This is a genomic window from Amphritea atlantica, assembly GCF_018860855.1.
Lineage (GTDB): Bacteria > Pseudomonadota > Gammaproteobacteria > Pseudomonadales > Balneatricaceae > Amphritea > Amphritea atlantica_A.
In genome coordinates this window covers 81,307-96,005 of the sequence record NZ_JAHKQE010000019.1, presented here as the reverse complement: position 1 = coordinate 96,005, position 14,699 = coordinate 81,307, and the positions used below count along the sequence as shown (strand labels likewise).

Below are 14,699 nucleotides of genomic sequence, written 5' to 3'. Positions count from 1 at the left end.
CGAAACGAAGAAGGCAAATAGACGCCTTCTTCGTTTGGCTGTTAAAACGTTTAGCTATTGTTTTAGCTGTTGTGCGTTAATGGCTTTATTGACCACTTTACCACCGGATACGGATGGTTTTATTTGTGGCAGTACGGTCGCTTTTTTGACAACGGCTTTGTTAGCAGTGGAAACAGTCTTTACACAGCCGCCACAGGGATGGAAGGTTCCGCCACCGGCCCATCTCATCCCACCGCTAAGGGCGGGGTATCGCATCAACATAAGCGTATCGCCGGTCGCGTTGTATTGCGCGTCGGAGAAACTACCATCGCTTTTGCTTAACTTTGAGCGTATCAGTATGCCGTTAGCCGTCCGTGCTCGTAGGATAAGATCAGCCGTTTGTCCTTTATCGATATTACCGATCAAAGCAGAAAAGTTATCGATTTGAGGCCCATCCCCTGCCGTATGTTGAACATGGGTATAGTGACCATCGCCTTTGGCAAGTTTAAGCCGCAGGATCAAGCCATTTTGTGGGTCACGTTTACGTAGCAAAATATCGGTTCTGCGATCGCCATTGAAATCACCGACTAAGGTTTCCAATTTATCAACGTCGGCGTTTTCGGCAAGATCGTGTATGACTCGATGATAGGTACCATCTCCTTGAGAGAGATAGGTATTGGCGCGTAATAACTTCGTACCATTGTCACGGGTGATTAGGATGAGATCCGATTTCTTATCGCGATTCACATCACCGACAAAGCTTTGCATATTGTTCATATGCCACCAACCACCAGGAATCAGTTTTTTATAGGTGAAGCTGCCATCGCCATTGGAGATCTGAGTTCTTATTTGGAAGTTATTTGAACCACTTTGAAAGTGGTAGATGAGATCGGTTTTACCATCGCCGTTAACATCGGCGGCATGCATACGCAGGGAGTCACCCATGGCGCCATCACCGGAACGGTGATCAGTTTCTCGGTAAGTACCATCGCCATTCGAGTATTTAACGCGGATGTGTAGTCCTGAGGTGGGGTGCTGATACAGTGAGATCAGATCGGACAGTTTATCGCCATCGACATCACCGATAAACGCCAGTTTTTCTGCTGCACTATGACCATCGCCAGCCTGATACTCTTTTTCTGTAAAGCTACCATCACCATTAGAAAATTTGGTGCGCAGCATTAAGCCTTTCTGTGGGTGGTAATAACGTAACAGTAGGTCGGTTTTATTATCGGCATTGAAATAACCGGAGAGCATCGGTAGCAAGTCTACCGCTGCACCATCGCCGGAGATAAACGCTTTCTCGGTAAATGAGCCATTGCCGTTGGATAATTTTGTGTGAATGCTGAGCCCTTGTTGCGGGTTACGGGAACGCAGCACAATGTCACTTAAGCCATCGCCGTTGATATCTACCGGATGTTGAGCGGTTGATTTGAAATGGGTGCTGCCAAATACGTACATTGAATCGTAAATATGGGTGACCGCTAAATCAACGGTTTGCCATGAATGCTCATATTTGCCTCCCATATCTTCATGACCAGCATTCACCCATTTTTGTTTCCACCAGCCGAGGTCGGTATCGCTGGCCTTCCATGTGAATGAACGGATGCCTGGCTCTAGATCCCATACTTTTCCGCCACCGTGAATATCCAGAACCGCCAATTTGTTACGGTGGTCGCTGGGGAAAACTTGATCCATATCGATAGGATAGGATTCATAACCACTATTGAGTGGGTTTTTATATACGCCACTTAAAGGAGGGAGTTCCCGGTCAACATTTGGGGTGCCGGTGGTGGTGCAAACAGGGTCTAGGCCTTGCACGATTAGGGGGATATTTTGATAGGTGGATGTTGCCCGTAGTTTTTGTCCGAGTCGGAACATCATGCAGCCACCGCGGCTTTGACCTGCCAAGACGATTAGCTCCACTTTTGTAGGATCAAACTTTGACGTGAGAAATGCCCAATAAGCGTTTTCTCGTTTCTGTTTTTCGGCGGTGGGTCGATAGTAGCCAAAGCGCATATCAAACGCGGCGATAAACAGGGTGTCGTTATCACTAAATTTACCATCTCCACGCAAGCGACCGAGGACTGATCGAGCGTCAATCGTACGGGTGCAGCTTTTGGTGGCGTTCATACAGCCATCTTTATAATCGTTGGGTTGCCCCGTCAGCACATTAGGGTAGCCTTTACCAAACTTACCTTTTTTCTCTCCACCGGGGTCTGTTTGTTGTCCTGCTGAGATAAACACAACCTTTCGGACCTGACCTTTTGGTGGCTGGTTAACGATGGAGATGTAGGTGTTGCGTTGGCCCTCGGTGGAAACACCAGCGTTGCTCCACGCTTGAAATTTTGATGGGGTGGTGGCTGTACCTGCGCAGATATTGTTGAGGCCTCGTTGATCACAATAGCGGACCCTTTCTAACGTGACGGATTCATCGGCATAACTGATCAACGAGGTTAGCAATAAAGAGAGCGCGATTGATGATTTAATCACGGAGCCTTTTAGACTCGACCTAAGGGACGCTGATGGCGTGGTTAAATTCGGTCTTAGATATTTATCGCTCATGACGCTACCTGTCTTGTTATCCTTAAGCCAACATCATCGCTCAAATGGATAGATTTTTTATTAAAGTTATCAGACTACACTCTAGAGACAGTGGCGGTGATAGACAACTGTCGTATGCGACAGGTGCTTGAGGTCGGCCTCAGGCAGATTGATAGGGATATGTTTTAGGGTGCTGTTCCAATCGCTTTGATCCTTGGTAGGTAAAGCAGCGGGTGATGAGGGTTACAGCAGTAATGATCTGAATAGTAAGTGCAACGTATGATCAATGAAACGTGCGTGTATAAGGACCCAAGTGGCGATGAAAATTTTATTAATGCTGATGACGACGATGCTTTTGACCGGCTGTTTAGGTATGCCGAAGTCGGTGACACCGGTCGATCAGTTTGAACTAGAGCGATATTTAGGTCAGTGGTATGAGATTGCTCGGCTAGATCACTCTTTTGAACGGGGGCTGATACAGGTGTCGGCTGAATACACTCGGCGAGACGATGGCGGCGTGGCCGTGCTGAACCGAGGGTTCTCTGCCGCAAAAGGTGAGTGGCAGGAGGCGGAAGGGAAGGCTTATTTTGTTAACGATAGTGATCAAGGCTACCTGAAGGTTTCTTTCTTTGGGCCATTCTACGGCTCATATGTGGTGTTTGAGCTGGATCACGAAGGCTATCAGTATGCATTTGTCTCTGGGCCTGACACCTCTTATTTGTGGCTGCTGGCCCGAACGCCGGAGGTACAACCTGAAGTTATGCAGAAGTTCATGCGTATGGCAAAGGTAAGGGGCTTTGATACTGACGCTGTTATCGTTGTTGAACAGCGTCAATAACCACAAAGGCGGAAGTTATGCTCCCTTTAGATATTGGGCCCAATATCTAAGGTGCTGCCATCACTGAAACGGGAGAAACGGAAGCGTGATAAATCATGCTCACTATCTTCTTTATTCACCATTTGAGCCACAATTTTGCCGAACGCGGGGCCGATACCGAAGCCGTGGCCACTCATTCCCGTTGCGACAATGAGTCCTTCAAAATCAGGTACTCGGTCAACAATAGGCACAATATCTGGCATGGCATCGATCATCCCCCCCCAAGCATCTAGAATTTGGGGCTCGCCTATTTGTGGAAATCTTTGCGCAAAGCGTTGTTGCATCACTTTTACTTTGCCCTTGGCGGGAGCAGGGTCGAGAACGCGGGTTAATTCAAATGGTGTTATCTCGTCTGCAGCCCAATGACGCTCAACCCGCCAAGCATCAGGGGAGTTGGGTACTTCATTTACCCAAGGGCGGATTTCATGAATGTTTTGCAGTCCTGTTTTTATCCATTTAGACAGCCAACGAAATGAATCGGGGCCAATAAAGTGATCATGGGAATCCGTGAGCGCGAGCGAGTAACCGCCGTCATTGCGTCGACGTACCGCTAATTTTTTATCGGCAAAGCTGGTGGTGGTAATGCTTTGAAGAGGCGCGGTTCTGGCCACAGAGGCCCGTACCGATAACTGGGGAATATTGATCCCATGACGGCGCAGAAACAACGATGACCAAGCGCCTCCGGCGACTACGACTTGCGCAGTTTTAATACGTCCAGCTTCGGTGATCACGCCCGTGATTTGGCCTGCTTCAATATCTAACGTGCGTACGGCGCAGTTTTCTTTGATGAGCACGCCTTCACTGTGGGCTAGTTCGGCGATCGCGGGGATCGCCTGCCAAGGTTCGGCACGCGCATCACTGGCGGTATAGGTTGCGCCAACCCAAGGGTTCTTCGACTGTGCATCCAGTTGTATGTGTTGGCCTATTTGTGCACTCGATAGGGCCACGGTATCGACACCATGTGCAGCGGCAGTGCTAAGCCATGCTTCGCGCTGAGCTTGAGCCTCCTCTGTTTGTGAGAGATACATCACGCCGACCCGCTTGAATCCGGTGCGGCCTTTGACCTCTTGATCAATGTTTTCCCATAACCGAGTGGCTTCCATCATAATCGGTAATTCGGCGGCATCACGACCATGTTGGCGAATCCACCCCCAATTGCGTGAGGATTGCTCTCCGGCAATACGTCCTTTTTCGATCACCATTACACTGAGACCCGAACGGGCAATATTTAGGGCTGAGAAGATACCGATAATGCCACCGCCAATAACCACCACATCGACCGCGTCGGGGAGTGCGTCATTGAATGTAATAGGTGTGTTTAGATTGATCATTTTGGTCATATTAATGGACCTGTGGTTGTTCTAGTTTGATTGTTACTAAAAAGACCGTAAACATGTCCGTTAGATGTAACCGGCAACAAAATAAGCGTTGGGCCATTTAGTTCGACTTGGTTTTTTAGGCGGTTGTTGTTAGGAAAACCGGTTTATTGATGCCTTCCTTTTATCGCTTAAGCACCTTGTTTTTCAAATGTTTGAACACCGGCGGGAATTTCAAACCAGTCTTGTTTTTGACTGACCCAGATATGGCGAATGGGCTTAATGATACGGGTATCTGAGAGGGTGCTGGGCTTTAGCTTTATTGAGTTAGGCTCGTCGGGATTGAAATGGTAAATTCGGTTGCCGCAGGCTGGGCAGAATTTTGCGGCAGAAATGTTGCCGCTATCAGCAGGTCTGCGCCACTCTTTCATCTCACCTTCAAACTCAATATCACTTGCGTTAACGACCGCGGTAACGCTGAAGGCGCTGGTCGATAGTTTCTGACATGCGATGCAATGACAGGCCTGAATTAACAGCGGGGCTTTTAATAACTTATATTTTACGCCGCCACACTGGCAGGAGCCCTCAATTGGATACGTCATTTACATCTCCAGATAAATTAGAATTGCTAATAGGCGGTTATGCGAAGGTCTACTGTAATTCAGCAACGATATTTGAAGCAAGTAATTCACGACAGTCGTAGCATTTTTGTGTTGCATAGAAAAAAGCCCTCAACAGAGGGCTTTTTCAGGGGGTATGAATGAATTAGGGCAGGAAAATAAACTTCGCGACAAAGATAGCGGTAAGCACCCACACACCGCTAGTGATAGATGATGCTTTGCCGGTAGTGACTTTCATAACGGTATAGGTGATAAAGCCGATAGCAATACCGTTAGCAATAGAGAAGGTCAGCGGCATCATGATGGTAGTCATCAGGGCGGGGGCAAACTCGGTGAGATCATCCCAGTCGATACTGGCTAGCGAGCCCATCATCAACATAGCGACATAGATCAATGCACCATCCACGGCAAAGCCGGGCAGCATCTGCGCCAGAGGCAGTAGGAAAAGTCCTAGTAAGAACATGATGCCAATGACGACAGCGGTCAAACCGGTTCGGCCCCCGGCGGCGACACCGGCTGCCGATTCCACATAGGAGGTGACCGGTGGGCAACCGAACGCGGTGCCGATAACCGAGGAGATCGAGTCGGCTTTAAGGGACTTATCCAGACCTTCGATTTTACCGTTTTCATCCTGCAGATTAGCTCGGTGAGCCACCCCCATTAGGGTACCGGCAGTATCGAAAATGTTAACGAATAGAAAGGTGATAATCACTGGAATCAGTGCAACATCCAGTGCGCCCATAATATCGAGCTGCATAAAGATGGGGGAGAGGTCGGAAAAGTTAGGCACTGCGACGAGGCCGTTCTCGGGCCAAGCCATAAAGCCAGACAGTGGCGCTCTATCGGAGGTGACCGTGAAAAAATCGACCGGCAGTAGCGCGGTCATCAGGAAGGCAATGGCGGTGGTCACGACAATGCCAATAATGACCGAACCAAACACTCGGAGATAGCTCAGCACACTGATAATCAGGAAGCTGAGTAACCCGAGGGCTGGTGCTTCTGGGCCGAAGGGACCGAAACCAAAATGAGTTAGGTCGGCGAGGGCCAGCATATTGTCGGGGTTAGGCACGATCAAACCGGTAAAACGTAGTCCGATAAAACCGAGGAATAGGCCGACACCAGCGGTCATCGCTAAACGCATACTCATGGGAATACTTTCTAACATCCATTCTCGTAAGCGGGTGACGCTCATCAGTACAAACAGAATACCGGAGAGAAACACCGCCCCCAGTGCTATCTGCCAGCTGTAGTTCATTTCTAGCACGACGGTAAAGGTAAAGAAGGCGTTTAGGCCCATGCCCGGTGCTAAGCCGATCGGCCAGTTGGCATAGATGCCCATAAAAATGGTGGCGATGGCGGCACCGATACAGGTGGCGAGAAAGAGGCTATCGAAGGGCATGCCGGTTTTCGACATGATGATGGGGTTGAGAAACATGATGTACGACATAGTCACGAAGGTGGTTATGCCTGCGATTATCTCGGTGCGGATATTCGTTTTATGCTTGCTGAGTTTGAAAAAGCGATCCAGAAAGCTGAGTTCTGAGGACGGGGTTTGGTCCTTGCTTGCATGTTCTTGTTGTATGCTTTCCACAACTTTAACTCCTCATTGGGGTAATAATGTCCCTGTGAAACATTTGATAATGTGGTTGTTTGTGTTCGGTAGTCAGAGGTTTGTGCTTCTGTAGCGCTAACTTGACCGGCGCAGTCACAAGATTGTGCTAATCTTTAGAATAAGATTGTATACAAAAAAGTCAACCTATTGATGACATTTTAATCAGTTACTGTTTTCGCATTGATGGATTATTTCACTTGGCTCTAATTTAATTAAGGGTGGTAATGTGCTGCTAAAAAGAGATAAATTGGGGTTAAATGAAGTGATCTGTCGTGTTTCGTTGTGGTTGTTGATTGACGTGAATGGCAAGAAGTAAGGGCGTATTATGTGTACAGAAATTTAGCTTTTATGTATCATTCTCCGAAAATTAAGCCATCATTACTGTGCAGTTATGTGTTTTGTTATAGATAGATTTTCGGGTGTGCTTGGAGAGACGTAAGGTTTATGAATCAATTATCTGAAATAAAAAAAATTGATATCAGAAAAGGCAGCAAAAAAACGCAAGATGATATTGTTTATGAGCACATCTTTGATGCGATTCTAGAGCAGCGTTTAGCGCCTGGTACGAAGCTGAATGAAGAATCACTCGGTGATATTTTCGGTGTGAGCCGAACAATTATTCGTCGGGCTTTATCACGTTTGAGCTATGAGCAAGTGGTGGTGATTCGGCCTAATCGAGGGGCTGTGGTTGCAAGCCCATCGAATGACGATACTCGGCGTATTCTTTTTGCCCGTCGGGTGGTTGAAAAAGCGGTCACCGAGCTGGTGTGTGATGAGGCGGATCAAGCCCAGATTGAACAGCTGAAAAAGAGTGTGCGGGATGAGCAAGCTTGCTTTGAGAAAGGTGATCGTGCGGCGGGTATTCGTCTGTCAGGTGAGTTTCATCTGCTGTTAGCTGAAATTGCCAATAACCCTCCACTGCTAAGTTTTCAGCGGAGCCTTGTATCACTGAGTTCGTTAGCGATTGCGCAATATGAGAATCATGCGAGAGCTCACTGTTCCTATGATGAGCATTTCAATTTGATTGAGGCGCTGGCCAATGGCGATAAGGCGCTAGCGACTCAGTTGATGATGCAACATCTGGATCATATCGAAGCTAAGCTTAATCTTGATGATCATGCGGCCCCAAGCGACCTTAAAGCGATCTTCTCGAATGTGAATAAGTAAAGAGCGTTAATGACATCGAATAAATATATTTTGGTCTCGATGTTTCGATAGAAAGTTAAAATGTTTCAGTAACGCAGCTAAAAAAGTACAACTCAAACGCCCCACGAGGCGTTTTGTGTTTTGGCTGTTGATAAGGGGTTAATCGCGGCTATAAACCGGTTCTCCCATGGCGTAAGTCTTCTTGACCGCTCGGTCGTCTCCCAGAGTCATCATCACAAATAATCGTTCTTCCAATGTTTGGGTTTGTGCCATACGGTATTTCATCAGCGGTGTGGCATTGTAATCAAGCACGACAAAGTCGGCTTCGGTACCGGGTTCGAGATTACCGATTTTATCCGCCAGTTGCAGTGCTTTAGCCCCACCAAGGGTAGCCAAGTAAAACGATTTGAATGGGTGGAGTTTTTTGCCTTGCAGTTGCATCACTTTATAGGCCTCGTTGATCGTTTGCAGCATCGAAAAGCTGGTGCCGGCTCCCACATCGGTACCCATGCCAACATTGATTTTAAACGCTTCAGCTTGAGGTAGGTTAAACAAGCCGCTGCCAAGAAATAGGTTTGATGTAGGGCAGAAGGCAATCGCTGAATCGGTGTCTGCTAGGCGTTGACACTCTTCATCACATAGATGCACTCCGTGGGCGAAAACTGAGCGCTCGCCCAGTAACTGATGGTGATCATAGACGTCGAGGTAACCCTTCTGTTCAGGGAACAGCTCTTTTACCCATTCGATCTCACTCTTGTTTTCAGAGAGATGGGTATGCATATACAAGCCATCGTATTCCTGCAGTAGTTTTCCCGCGAGGCTTAGTTGCTCTGGCGTGCTGGTCGGCGCAAAACGGGGGGTGACGGCGTAATGCAGACGCCCTTTACCGTGCCAACGCTCGATCAGGGCTTTGCTGTCGGTATAACTACTGTCAGGGGTATCGGTGAGTGCCTCGGGTGCATTTCGGTCCATCATCACCTTGCCGGCGATCATGCGCAGATTGCGTTGTTCGGCTGCTTGGAAAAACGCATCAACCGATTGTGGGTGAACGGTGCCAAATACCAGTGCAGTGGTGGTGCCGTTTCTGAGCAGTTCATTGACAAAGATATCGGATACTTCGGCGGCATGCTGCGGATCTGCAAATTTTTGTTCTGCTGGAAAGGTATAGTTTTCAAGCCAATCTAACAGCTGTTCACCGTAGGAGGCGATCATACCGGTTTGCGGATAATGGATATGAGTATCGATAAAGCCCGGGATAATGAGAGCATCGGTATACTGTTGTATCCTTATGTCTGCGGGTAGCGTGGACAGTAGCTCGCTGGCTTCACCTAGGGCTGTAATTTGGCCATTTTCAACCACCATTAATCCATCGTCAAAATAGCGATAACTGTTTTCGATGCCGACTTCAGAGGGATCGCCAAGGCTATCGAGAATCGCGGCGCGGTAGGCTGTTATAGCTGATTGTGTCATTGATATTTCTCAGAGTTTTAGTCTATGTGAAGTCTAGTGAATGGCGGCTGGTTAGATGGCCAACCGTTCAATAATGGTGGTGTCGGTCGGTGTTGATTGTTGATCAGAGCCGAAGTCCGCGTTGTAGTGGGCGATGATTTCACCGGCCACCGAAACAGCAATTTCTGCCGGTAATTTCCCTTTAATGGTAGCAATACCCATCGGACAGGTCATTCGATTGATCTGCGCTTCACTAAAGCCTTTGGCTTGTAATCGGTGGATGAATTTATGCCGTTTAGTCTCAGAGCCAATGAGGCCGAAGTAGGCGAAATCGTTACGTTGTAGAATCGCTTCGGTAAGCGTTTGATCTAGCTGATGATTATGGGTCATCACGATGAAATAACTATTAGCGGGTTGTGCCTCAACCTCGTCGGCGGGGAATTCACTGACGAGCGTTTCAACGCCCTCGGGAATGACCTTTGGAAATTGATCTTCTCGACTATCAATCCAACATACACGACAGGGCAGACTGGCGAGTATGGAGACCAGCGCGCGACCCACATGCCCAGCGCCAAAGACGACAATCTGTACAGTGTCAGTATTCACCGGTTCAAATAGTAGCGTGGTGGCACCCCCACAGCATTGACCCAAACTCGCTCCTAGGGAGAAACGTTCTAGGCGAGGTTGGTTTTGTTTCTGCTGTAGCATCTGTCGGGCAATTTTGATCGCTTTATATTCGAGATGGCCGCCGCCGATGGTGTCAAACTGCTCTGCCTGACTGATCACCATCTTTGCGCCCGCATTACGCGGGGTAGAGCCGCGCTCCTCTACCACGGTAATGATTACGCCGGGAGTCGCCTCGGTAGCAAACTGATTCAGCGCTGTGATCCACTTATGATTCATCGGTTTGCTCCGTATGGTGGCCGTATCCTGCTGTTAAGAGAATAGCGGCCAGCCGGTTAATGTGCTGGTGGTTTAACGCTGTCTTGCTGTATCGCTTGAACCGCCCAAAGCACCCGTTCCGGCGTGGCCGGTGTATCGAGTGCGGGGCTGATGCGATAATCAGAGAGGCTCGAAATTGCATCTTTGATGGCGCAGTATACCGAGATGCCAAGCATAAACGGCGGTTCACCGACGGCCTTCGAATTAAAGACGGTATCCTCCTTATTTTTACGGTTTTCAACCAAGCGAACGCGGAAATCGATCGGCATATCGGTAATGGCTGGAATTTTGTAACTGGCGGGGCCGGAGGTCATTAGGCGTCCTTGATCGTTCCATACCAGTTCTTCTGTGGTCAGCCAGCCTGCGCCCTGAACAAAGGCGCCTTCGATTTGACCGATATCGATAGCGGGATTGAGTGAGGCGCCGACGTCGTGAAGAATATCCACCCGCAGAATTTTATATTCACCGGTGAGGGTATCGATCACCACCTCGCTGCAGGCTGCACCATAGGCAAAGTAATAGAAGGGTCGGCCACGGGCGGTTTCGCGGTCATAATAAATTTTCGGCGTGCGGTAAAATCCGGTACTGGAAAGGGATATCTGGTTGAAATAAGCCAGTTGAATAAAATCAGCAAAGGCCATCACTTGATCGCGAATAACGACATGGTTATTGCGAAATACAATATCTTCTTCACTCACGGTGAAGTGGTGGGTGGCGAAGTCAATTAACCGCTGTTTAATCGTGCGAGCGGCATTTTGGGCAGCTTTACCGTTGAGATCGGTACCGGATGATGCTGCCGTCGGTGAGGTGTTCGGGACTTTATCAGTATTGGTAGCGGTAATTTGAATCGTGTCGAAATCGACCTGAAACTCTTCCGCGACTATTTGAGCCACTTTGGTATTGAGGCCTTGGCCCATCTCGGTGCCGCCATGGTTAAGATGAATACTGCCGTCGGTGTAGATATGAATCAGCGCACCGGCTTGGTTTAAGAACGAGGCGGTGAACGAGATACCAAATTTTACCGGTGTTAGTGCTAAGCCTTTTTTAAGGATGGGGCTGTTAGCGTTGTATTCTTTAATCTCTTGTCGACGCTGCTGATAATCACTGCTCTGCTCTAAGTCATTCAGCAGCTCAGGCAGGACATTATCCTCGACCTTTTGATAGTAGTGGGTAGTGTCTCGCCCTTCACCACCATAGAGATTAAGTTTACGTATTTCGAGGGGATCTTTATCGAGTTTACGGGCTATCTCATCGAGAATGATTTCCGGCATGATCAAGCCCTGAGGCCCACCAAAGCCACGGTAAGCGGTATTGGATGCGGTATTGGTTTTACAGCGATAGCCGGTGATCGTTGCATCACCTAAGTAATAGCTGTTATCACTGTGAAACATCGCGCGGTCGATGATGGAATCCGACAGGTCAGGAGAGTTACCACAGTTACCGGCCAGTTTCATTTCGCAGCCGGTGATCATGCCGTTGTCGTCATAACCGACGTTATATTGATTAAAGAAGGGATGCCGTTTACCGGTCATCATCATATCTTCCACCCGAGGTAGACGAATTTTGGTTGGGCGGCCCGTAAGCTTTGCCACCACCGCGGCAATACAGGCAGGCCCCGCCGCTTGCGTTTCTTTGCCGCCAAAACCGCCGCCCATTCGACGCATATCAATCTGTACTTTATTGAAAGGGATCGCTAATACTTCGGCCACTAGTTTCTGTACTTCGGTCGGGTTTTGCGTAGAGGAGTAGACAATCATGCCGCCATCTTCGGTAGGCACCACTGAGGATATCTGGGTTTCTAGATAGAAGTGTTCCTGCCCTCCGATATGCACACTACCGGACACTTTATGCTTTGCCCCAGCCAGCGCGGCACTGGAGTCTCCTCGTTTATGGGTGTGGGGTTCGCTAACGAAATGCTCAGTTTGTAGGGCTTGTTCAACACATAGGACGGGTTCGAGTGGTTCATACTCTATGATAGCGGCCATAGCGGCTTGACGCGCGGTGTCATGATCACCGGCAGCGACGGCCAATAGGGGCTGACCAAAAAACTCCACGATATCTTCAACTAATAACGGGTCGCCGGGCTTCAAGGGGCCAATATCCTTTAGGCCGGGAATGTCTTTGGCGGTAATCGCGATGGCAACACCGGGAAAATCGTAACAGGGGGTTGTATCTATGCGGCTGATACGGGCGTGCGCTTGATCCGAGGTGCGGATATAAACATGCAGTTGATTTGGAAACTCGAGTCGGTCATCGATATAAATCGCTTCACCGCTGACCTGCTTGGCTGCACTCTCATGTTTGACGCTGCGGCCGACGCCCGTGGTTAGATCCTGTTTAGCTAACGCTAGCATCTCGGCGTGACTGTTTGACTTGTGTGTGTGATTAGACATAAGCGGTCACCCGTGTTGTGACGTCAGGCGTGTTGATTTCGATAAAATATCGAGTCAGTAGATTAGTGGCGACCTGAGTACGATAGGCCTGCGATGCGCGAAAATCGGAGATCGGACTGAAATCCTTAAGAAGCGCCTGTTTTGCGGTGTCGATGGTGGTCATATTCCATGGTGCACCGATGAGTGCCTGTTCGCAGGCGGTCGCGCGTTTGGGAATCGCCGCCATCCCGCCAAAAGCGATACGGGCGGATTCAATGATGCCTTGCTTGATCTGTAGATTAAAACAGCCAAGTACCGCCGATATATCATCATCTAACCGTTTGGATATTTTATAGCAGCGGAACTCTCCATTATCTGCAGCGCGGAGTACCATTATTTTTTCAATGAACTCACCAGGCTGCTGAGCGGTGCGCTTGTAATCAAGAAAGTAGTCTTGTAGATCAAGGGTGCGACACTGATCCTGTTTTCGAAGCACTATTTTGGCATTCAGAGCGATCAGGGCCGGAGGGGAATCACCGATGGGGGATGCATTGCCAATATTACCGCCGAGTGTACCTTGATTTCGAATCTGTAAAGAGGCAAACCGATGCAGTAGGGCGCCTAAGTCTGGATAGTCATCATTGAGGGCATCATAGCAGTCGGTGAGCGATGCGGCGGCCCCCAACTCTATCTGAGTCTCTGTTACCTGAACCTGCTTGAGTGCGGCGATGTCGCCAATGTAGATGAGCGTGTCGATGGCTCGATGAAATTGAGTCACTTCCAATGCGAGATCGGTACCACCGGCCACCATGCGAGCGTCTGGGTATTGCTCTAGTAGCGAGGAGAGCTCGGCTAAGGTGGTGGGATTGAATGATTTTTTATGGCCATCGCTCAGTTCAGCCTGTTGTTTGGGCTGTATTTGGCGTAGCTGGGCAATCGTTTGCTGCTGCTCGGTGGCAAAACGGTCGGGGGTTACATCGGCATACATCTTTTCAGCCGCTTCAATAATCGGGCGATAGCCGGTGCAGCGACAGAGGTTACCGGCGAGGGCTTCATTGATCTCCTCTTTATCCGGTTGGCCGATATTTTTGCCCAAGGCAAACATGGACATAACAATTCCCGGGGTACAAAAACCACATTGGCTAGCGTGATTGTCGACCATCGCTTGCTGGGCTGGGTGTAATTGATCCCCCTGCTTTAGATCTTCGACGGTGATCAGTTGTTTGCCATTCAGTGTTGATATAAAGGTCAGACAGGCGTTGATACTTTTATAACGGATTCGGTCTCCGTCCAGTTCGCCTAATACGACGGTGCACGCACCACAGTCCCCTGATGCACAACCCTCTTTAGTGCCAGTTTTGCCGAGCTGGTGCCGCAAGTAATTTAGCACTGTCATATTGGGGTCTGGGTGTTGTTCAACCCGCAGTTCTTTATCGACTAAGAAGCTGATCAAGGTGGACTCCTTCTGACCTGAGTTAGTTAGGTAGTTTTATTGCTGTCCAATGATTAAAATGAAACCTGACTTTTAAGTCAAGATAACGCTAGGCTCTATTTTTTTATATCCAAGCGGCTGTGTAGGCATATATTTTTATTTTTACGGTAATAATTAGACGTTTCTCCTGTATGTAGTTTTATTTTTAGAAATATGGGCTGCATAAAGGAAGATATATGAATTCAATTATTTTTTAATAAATTGTATACAATTTTTATGGGTCTATTTTTTTTGTGCTATAGATGGGCAGGATTTCGACCTAATGCACTGAATAAAAGCACTTTAGAGTGATGAATGGCCTTTTTTTAGTCTGTGATTATTGTTGTTTTTGGCTCAATTTAAGGTGGTTT

10 protein-coding genes are annotated in these 14,699 nt (G+C 48.5%); 2 read left to right on the top strand and 8 right to left on the bottom strand.

The window, feature by feature from the left end; all coding sequences use genetic code 11:
• Positions 1-54 precede the first annotated feature (54 nt).
• Positions 55-2,544, bottom strand: a complete 2,490-nt coding sequence (locus KO512_RS07650) for an FG-GAP repeat domain-containing protein (protein WP_215951738.1) — start codon at positions 2,542-2,544, stop codon at positions 55-57.
• Positions 2,545-2,842: 298 nt separating this feature from the next.
• On the opposite strand from KO512_RS07650, the gene KO512_RS07645 reads away from it, so the two are divergent.
• The gene (locus KO512_RS07645; protein WP_215951737.1) at positions 2,843-3,361 is read left to right on the top strand and encodes a lipocalin family protein; all 519 of its coding nucleotides are present in this window, start codon (positions 2,843-2,845) and stop codon (positions 3,359-3,361) included.
• A gap of 26 nt (positions 3,362-3,387) precedes the next feature.
• Here KO512_RS07645 and KO512_RS07640 read toward each other — a convergent pair whose 3' ends face one another.
• From KO512_RS07640 to KO512_RS07630, 3 genes are all read right to left on the bottom strand, one after another.
• Positions 3,388-4,740: an NAD(P)/FAD-dependent oxidoreductase gene (locus tag KO512_RS07640; protein ID WP_215951736.1), complete on the bottom strand. Its 1,353-nt coding sequence runs from the start codon at positions 4,738-4,740 to the stop codon at positions 3,388-3,390.
• A 167-nt stretch (positions 4,741-4,907) separates the two neighbouring features.
• Entirely contained in the window at positions 4,908-5,318 is a 411-nt protein-coding gene (locus tag KO512_RS07635) for a GFA family protein (protein ID WP_215951735.1), read from the bottom strand.
• 163 nt (positions 5,319-5,481) lie between these two features.
• Positions 5,482-6,927, bottom strand: a complete 1,446-nt coding sequence (locus KO512_RS07630; RefSeq protein ID WP_303493309.1) for an NCS2 family permease — start codon at positions 6,925-6,927, stop codon at positions 5,482-5,484.
• A gap of 465 nt (positions 6,928-7,392) precedes the next feature.
• On the opposite strand from KO512_RS07630, the gene KO512_RS07625 reads away from it, so the two are divergent.
• On the top strand, positions 7,393-8,115 hold the full coding sequence (locus tag KO512_RS07625) for a GntR family transcriptional regulator (RefSeq protein ID WP_215951734.1): 723 nt from the start codon (positions 7,393-7,395) through the stop codon (positions 8,113-8,115).
• A 138-nt stretch (positions 8,116-8,253) separates the two neighbouring features.
• Here the strand turns inward: KO512_RS07625 and guaD are convergent, their stop codons facing one another.
• The 4 genes from guaD to xdhA are packed head-to-tail and all read right to left on the bottom strand — an operon-like array spanning position 8,254 to position 14,310.
• The gene (gene guaD, locus KO512_RS07620) at positions 8,254-9,564 is read right to left on the bottom strand and encodes a guanine deaminase (RefSeq protein ID WP_215951733.1); all 1,311 of its coding nucleotides are present in this window, start codon (positions 9,562-9,564) and stop codon (positions 8,254-8,256) included.
• A gap of 51 nt (positions 9,565-9,615) precedes the next feature.
• Positions 9,616-10,446: a xanthine dehydrogenase accessory protein XdhC gene (xdhC, locus tag KO512_RS07615; protein ID WP_215951732.1), complete on the bottom strand. Its 831-nt coding sequence runs from the start codon at positions 10,444-10,446 to the stop codon at positions 9,616-9,618.
• A gap of 56 nt (positions 10,447-10,502) precedes the next feature.
• The gene (xdhB, locus tag KO512_RS07610; RefSeq protein WP_215951731.1) at positions 10,503-12,878 is read right to left on the bottom strand and encodes a xanthine dehydrogenase molybdopterin binding subunit; all 2,376 of its coding nucleotides are present in this window, start codon (positions 12,876-12,878) and stop codon (positions 10,503-10,505) included.
• Positions 12,871-14,310 (bottom strand): xanthine dehydrogenase small subunit, encoded by a 1,440-nt coding sequence (gene xdhA / locus KO512_RS07605; protein ID WP_215951730.1) that lies wholly within the window; start codon positions 14,308-14,310, stop codon positions 12,871-12,873. The genes xdhB and xdhA overlap by 8 nt, the downstream gene beginning before the upstream one ends.
• Positions 14,311-14,699 lie beyond the last annotated feature (389 nt).

Coding starts and splice junctions, on each gene's coding strand:
- KO512_RS07650 (WP_215951738.1), bottom strand. CDS start 2,544: ATGAGCGATAAATATCTAAGACCGAATTTAACCACGCCATCAGCGTCC.
- KO512_RS07645 (WP_215951737.1), top strand. CDS start 2,843: ATGAAAATTTTATTAATGCTGATGACGACGATGCTTTTGACCGGCTGT.
- KO512_RS07640 (WP_215951736.1), bottom strand. CDS start 4,740: ATGACCAAAATGATCAATCTAAACACACCTATTACATTCAATGACGCA.
- KO512_RS07635 (WP_215951735.1), bottom strand. CDS start 5,318: ATGACGTATCCAATTGAGGGCTCCTGCCAGTGTGGCGGCGTAAAATAT.
- KO512_RS07625 (WP_215951734.1), top strand. CDS start 7,393: ATGAATCAATTATCTGAAATAAAAAAAATTGATATCAGAAAAGGCAGC.
- guaD (WP_215951733.1), bottom strand. CDS start 9,564: ATGACACAATCAGCTATAACAGCCTACCGCGCCGCGATTCTCGATAGC.
- xdhC (WP_215951732.1), bottom strand. CDS start 10,446: ATGAATCATAAGTGGATCACAGCGCTGAATCAGTTTGCTACCGAGGCG.
- xdhB (WP_215951731.1), bottom strand. CDS start 12,878: ATGTCTAATCACACACACAAGTCAAACAGTCACGCCGAGATGCTAGCG.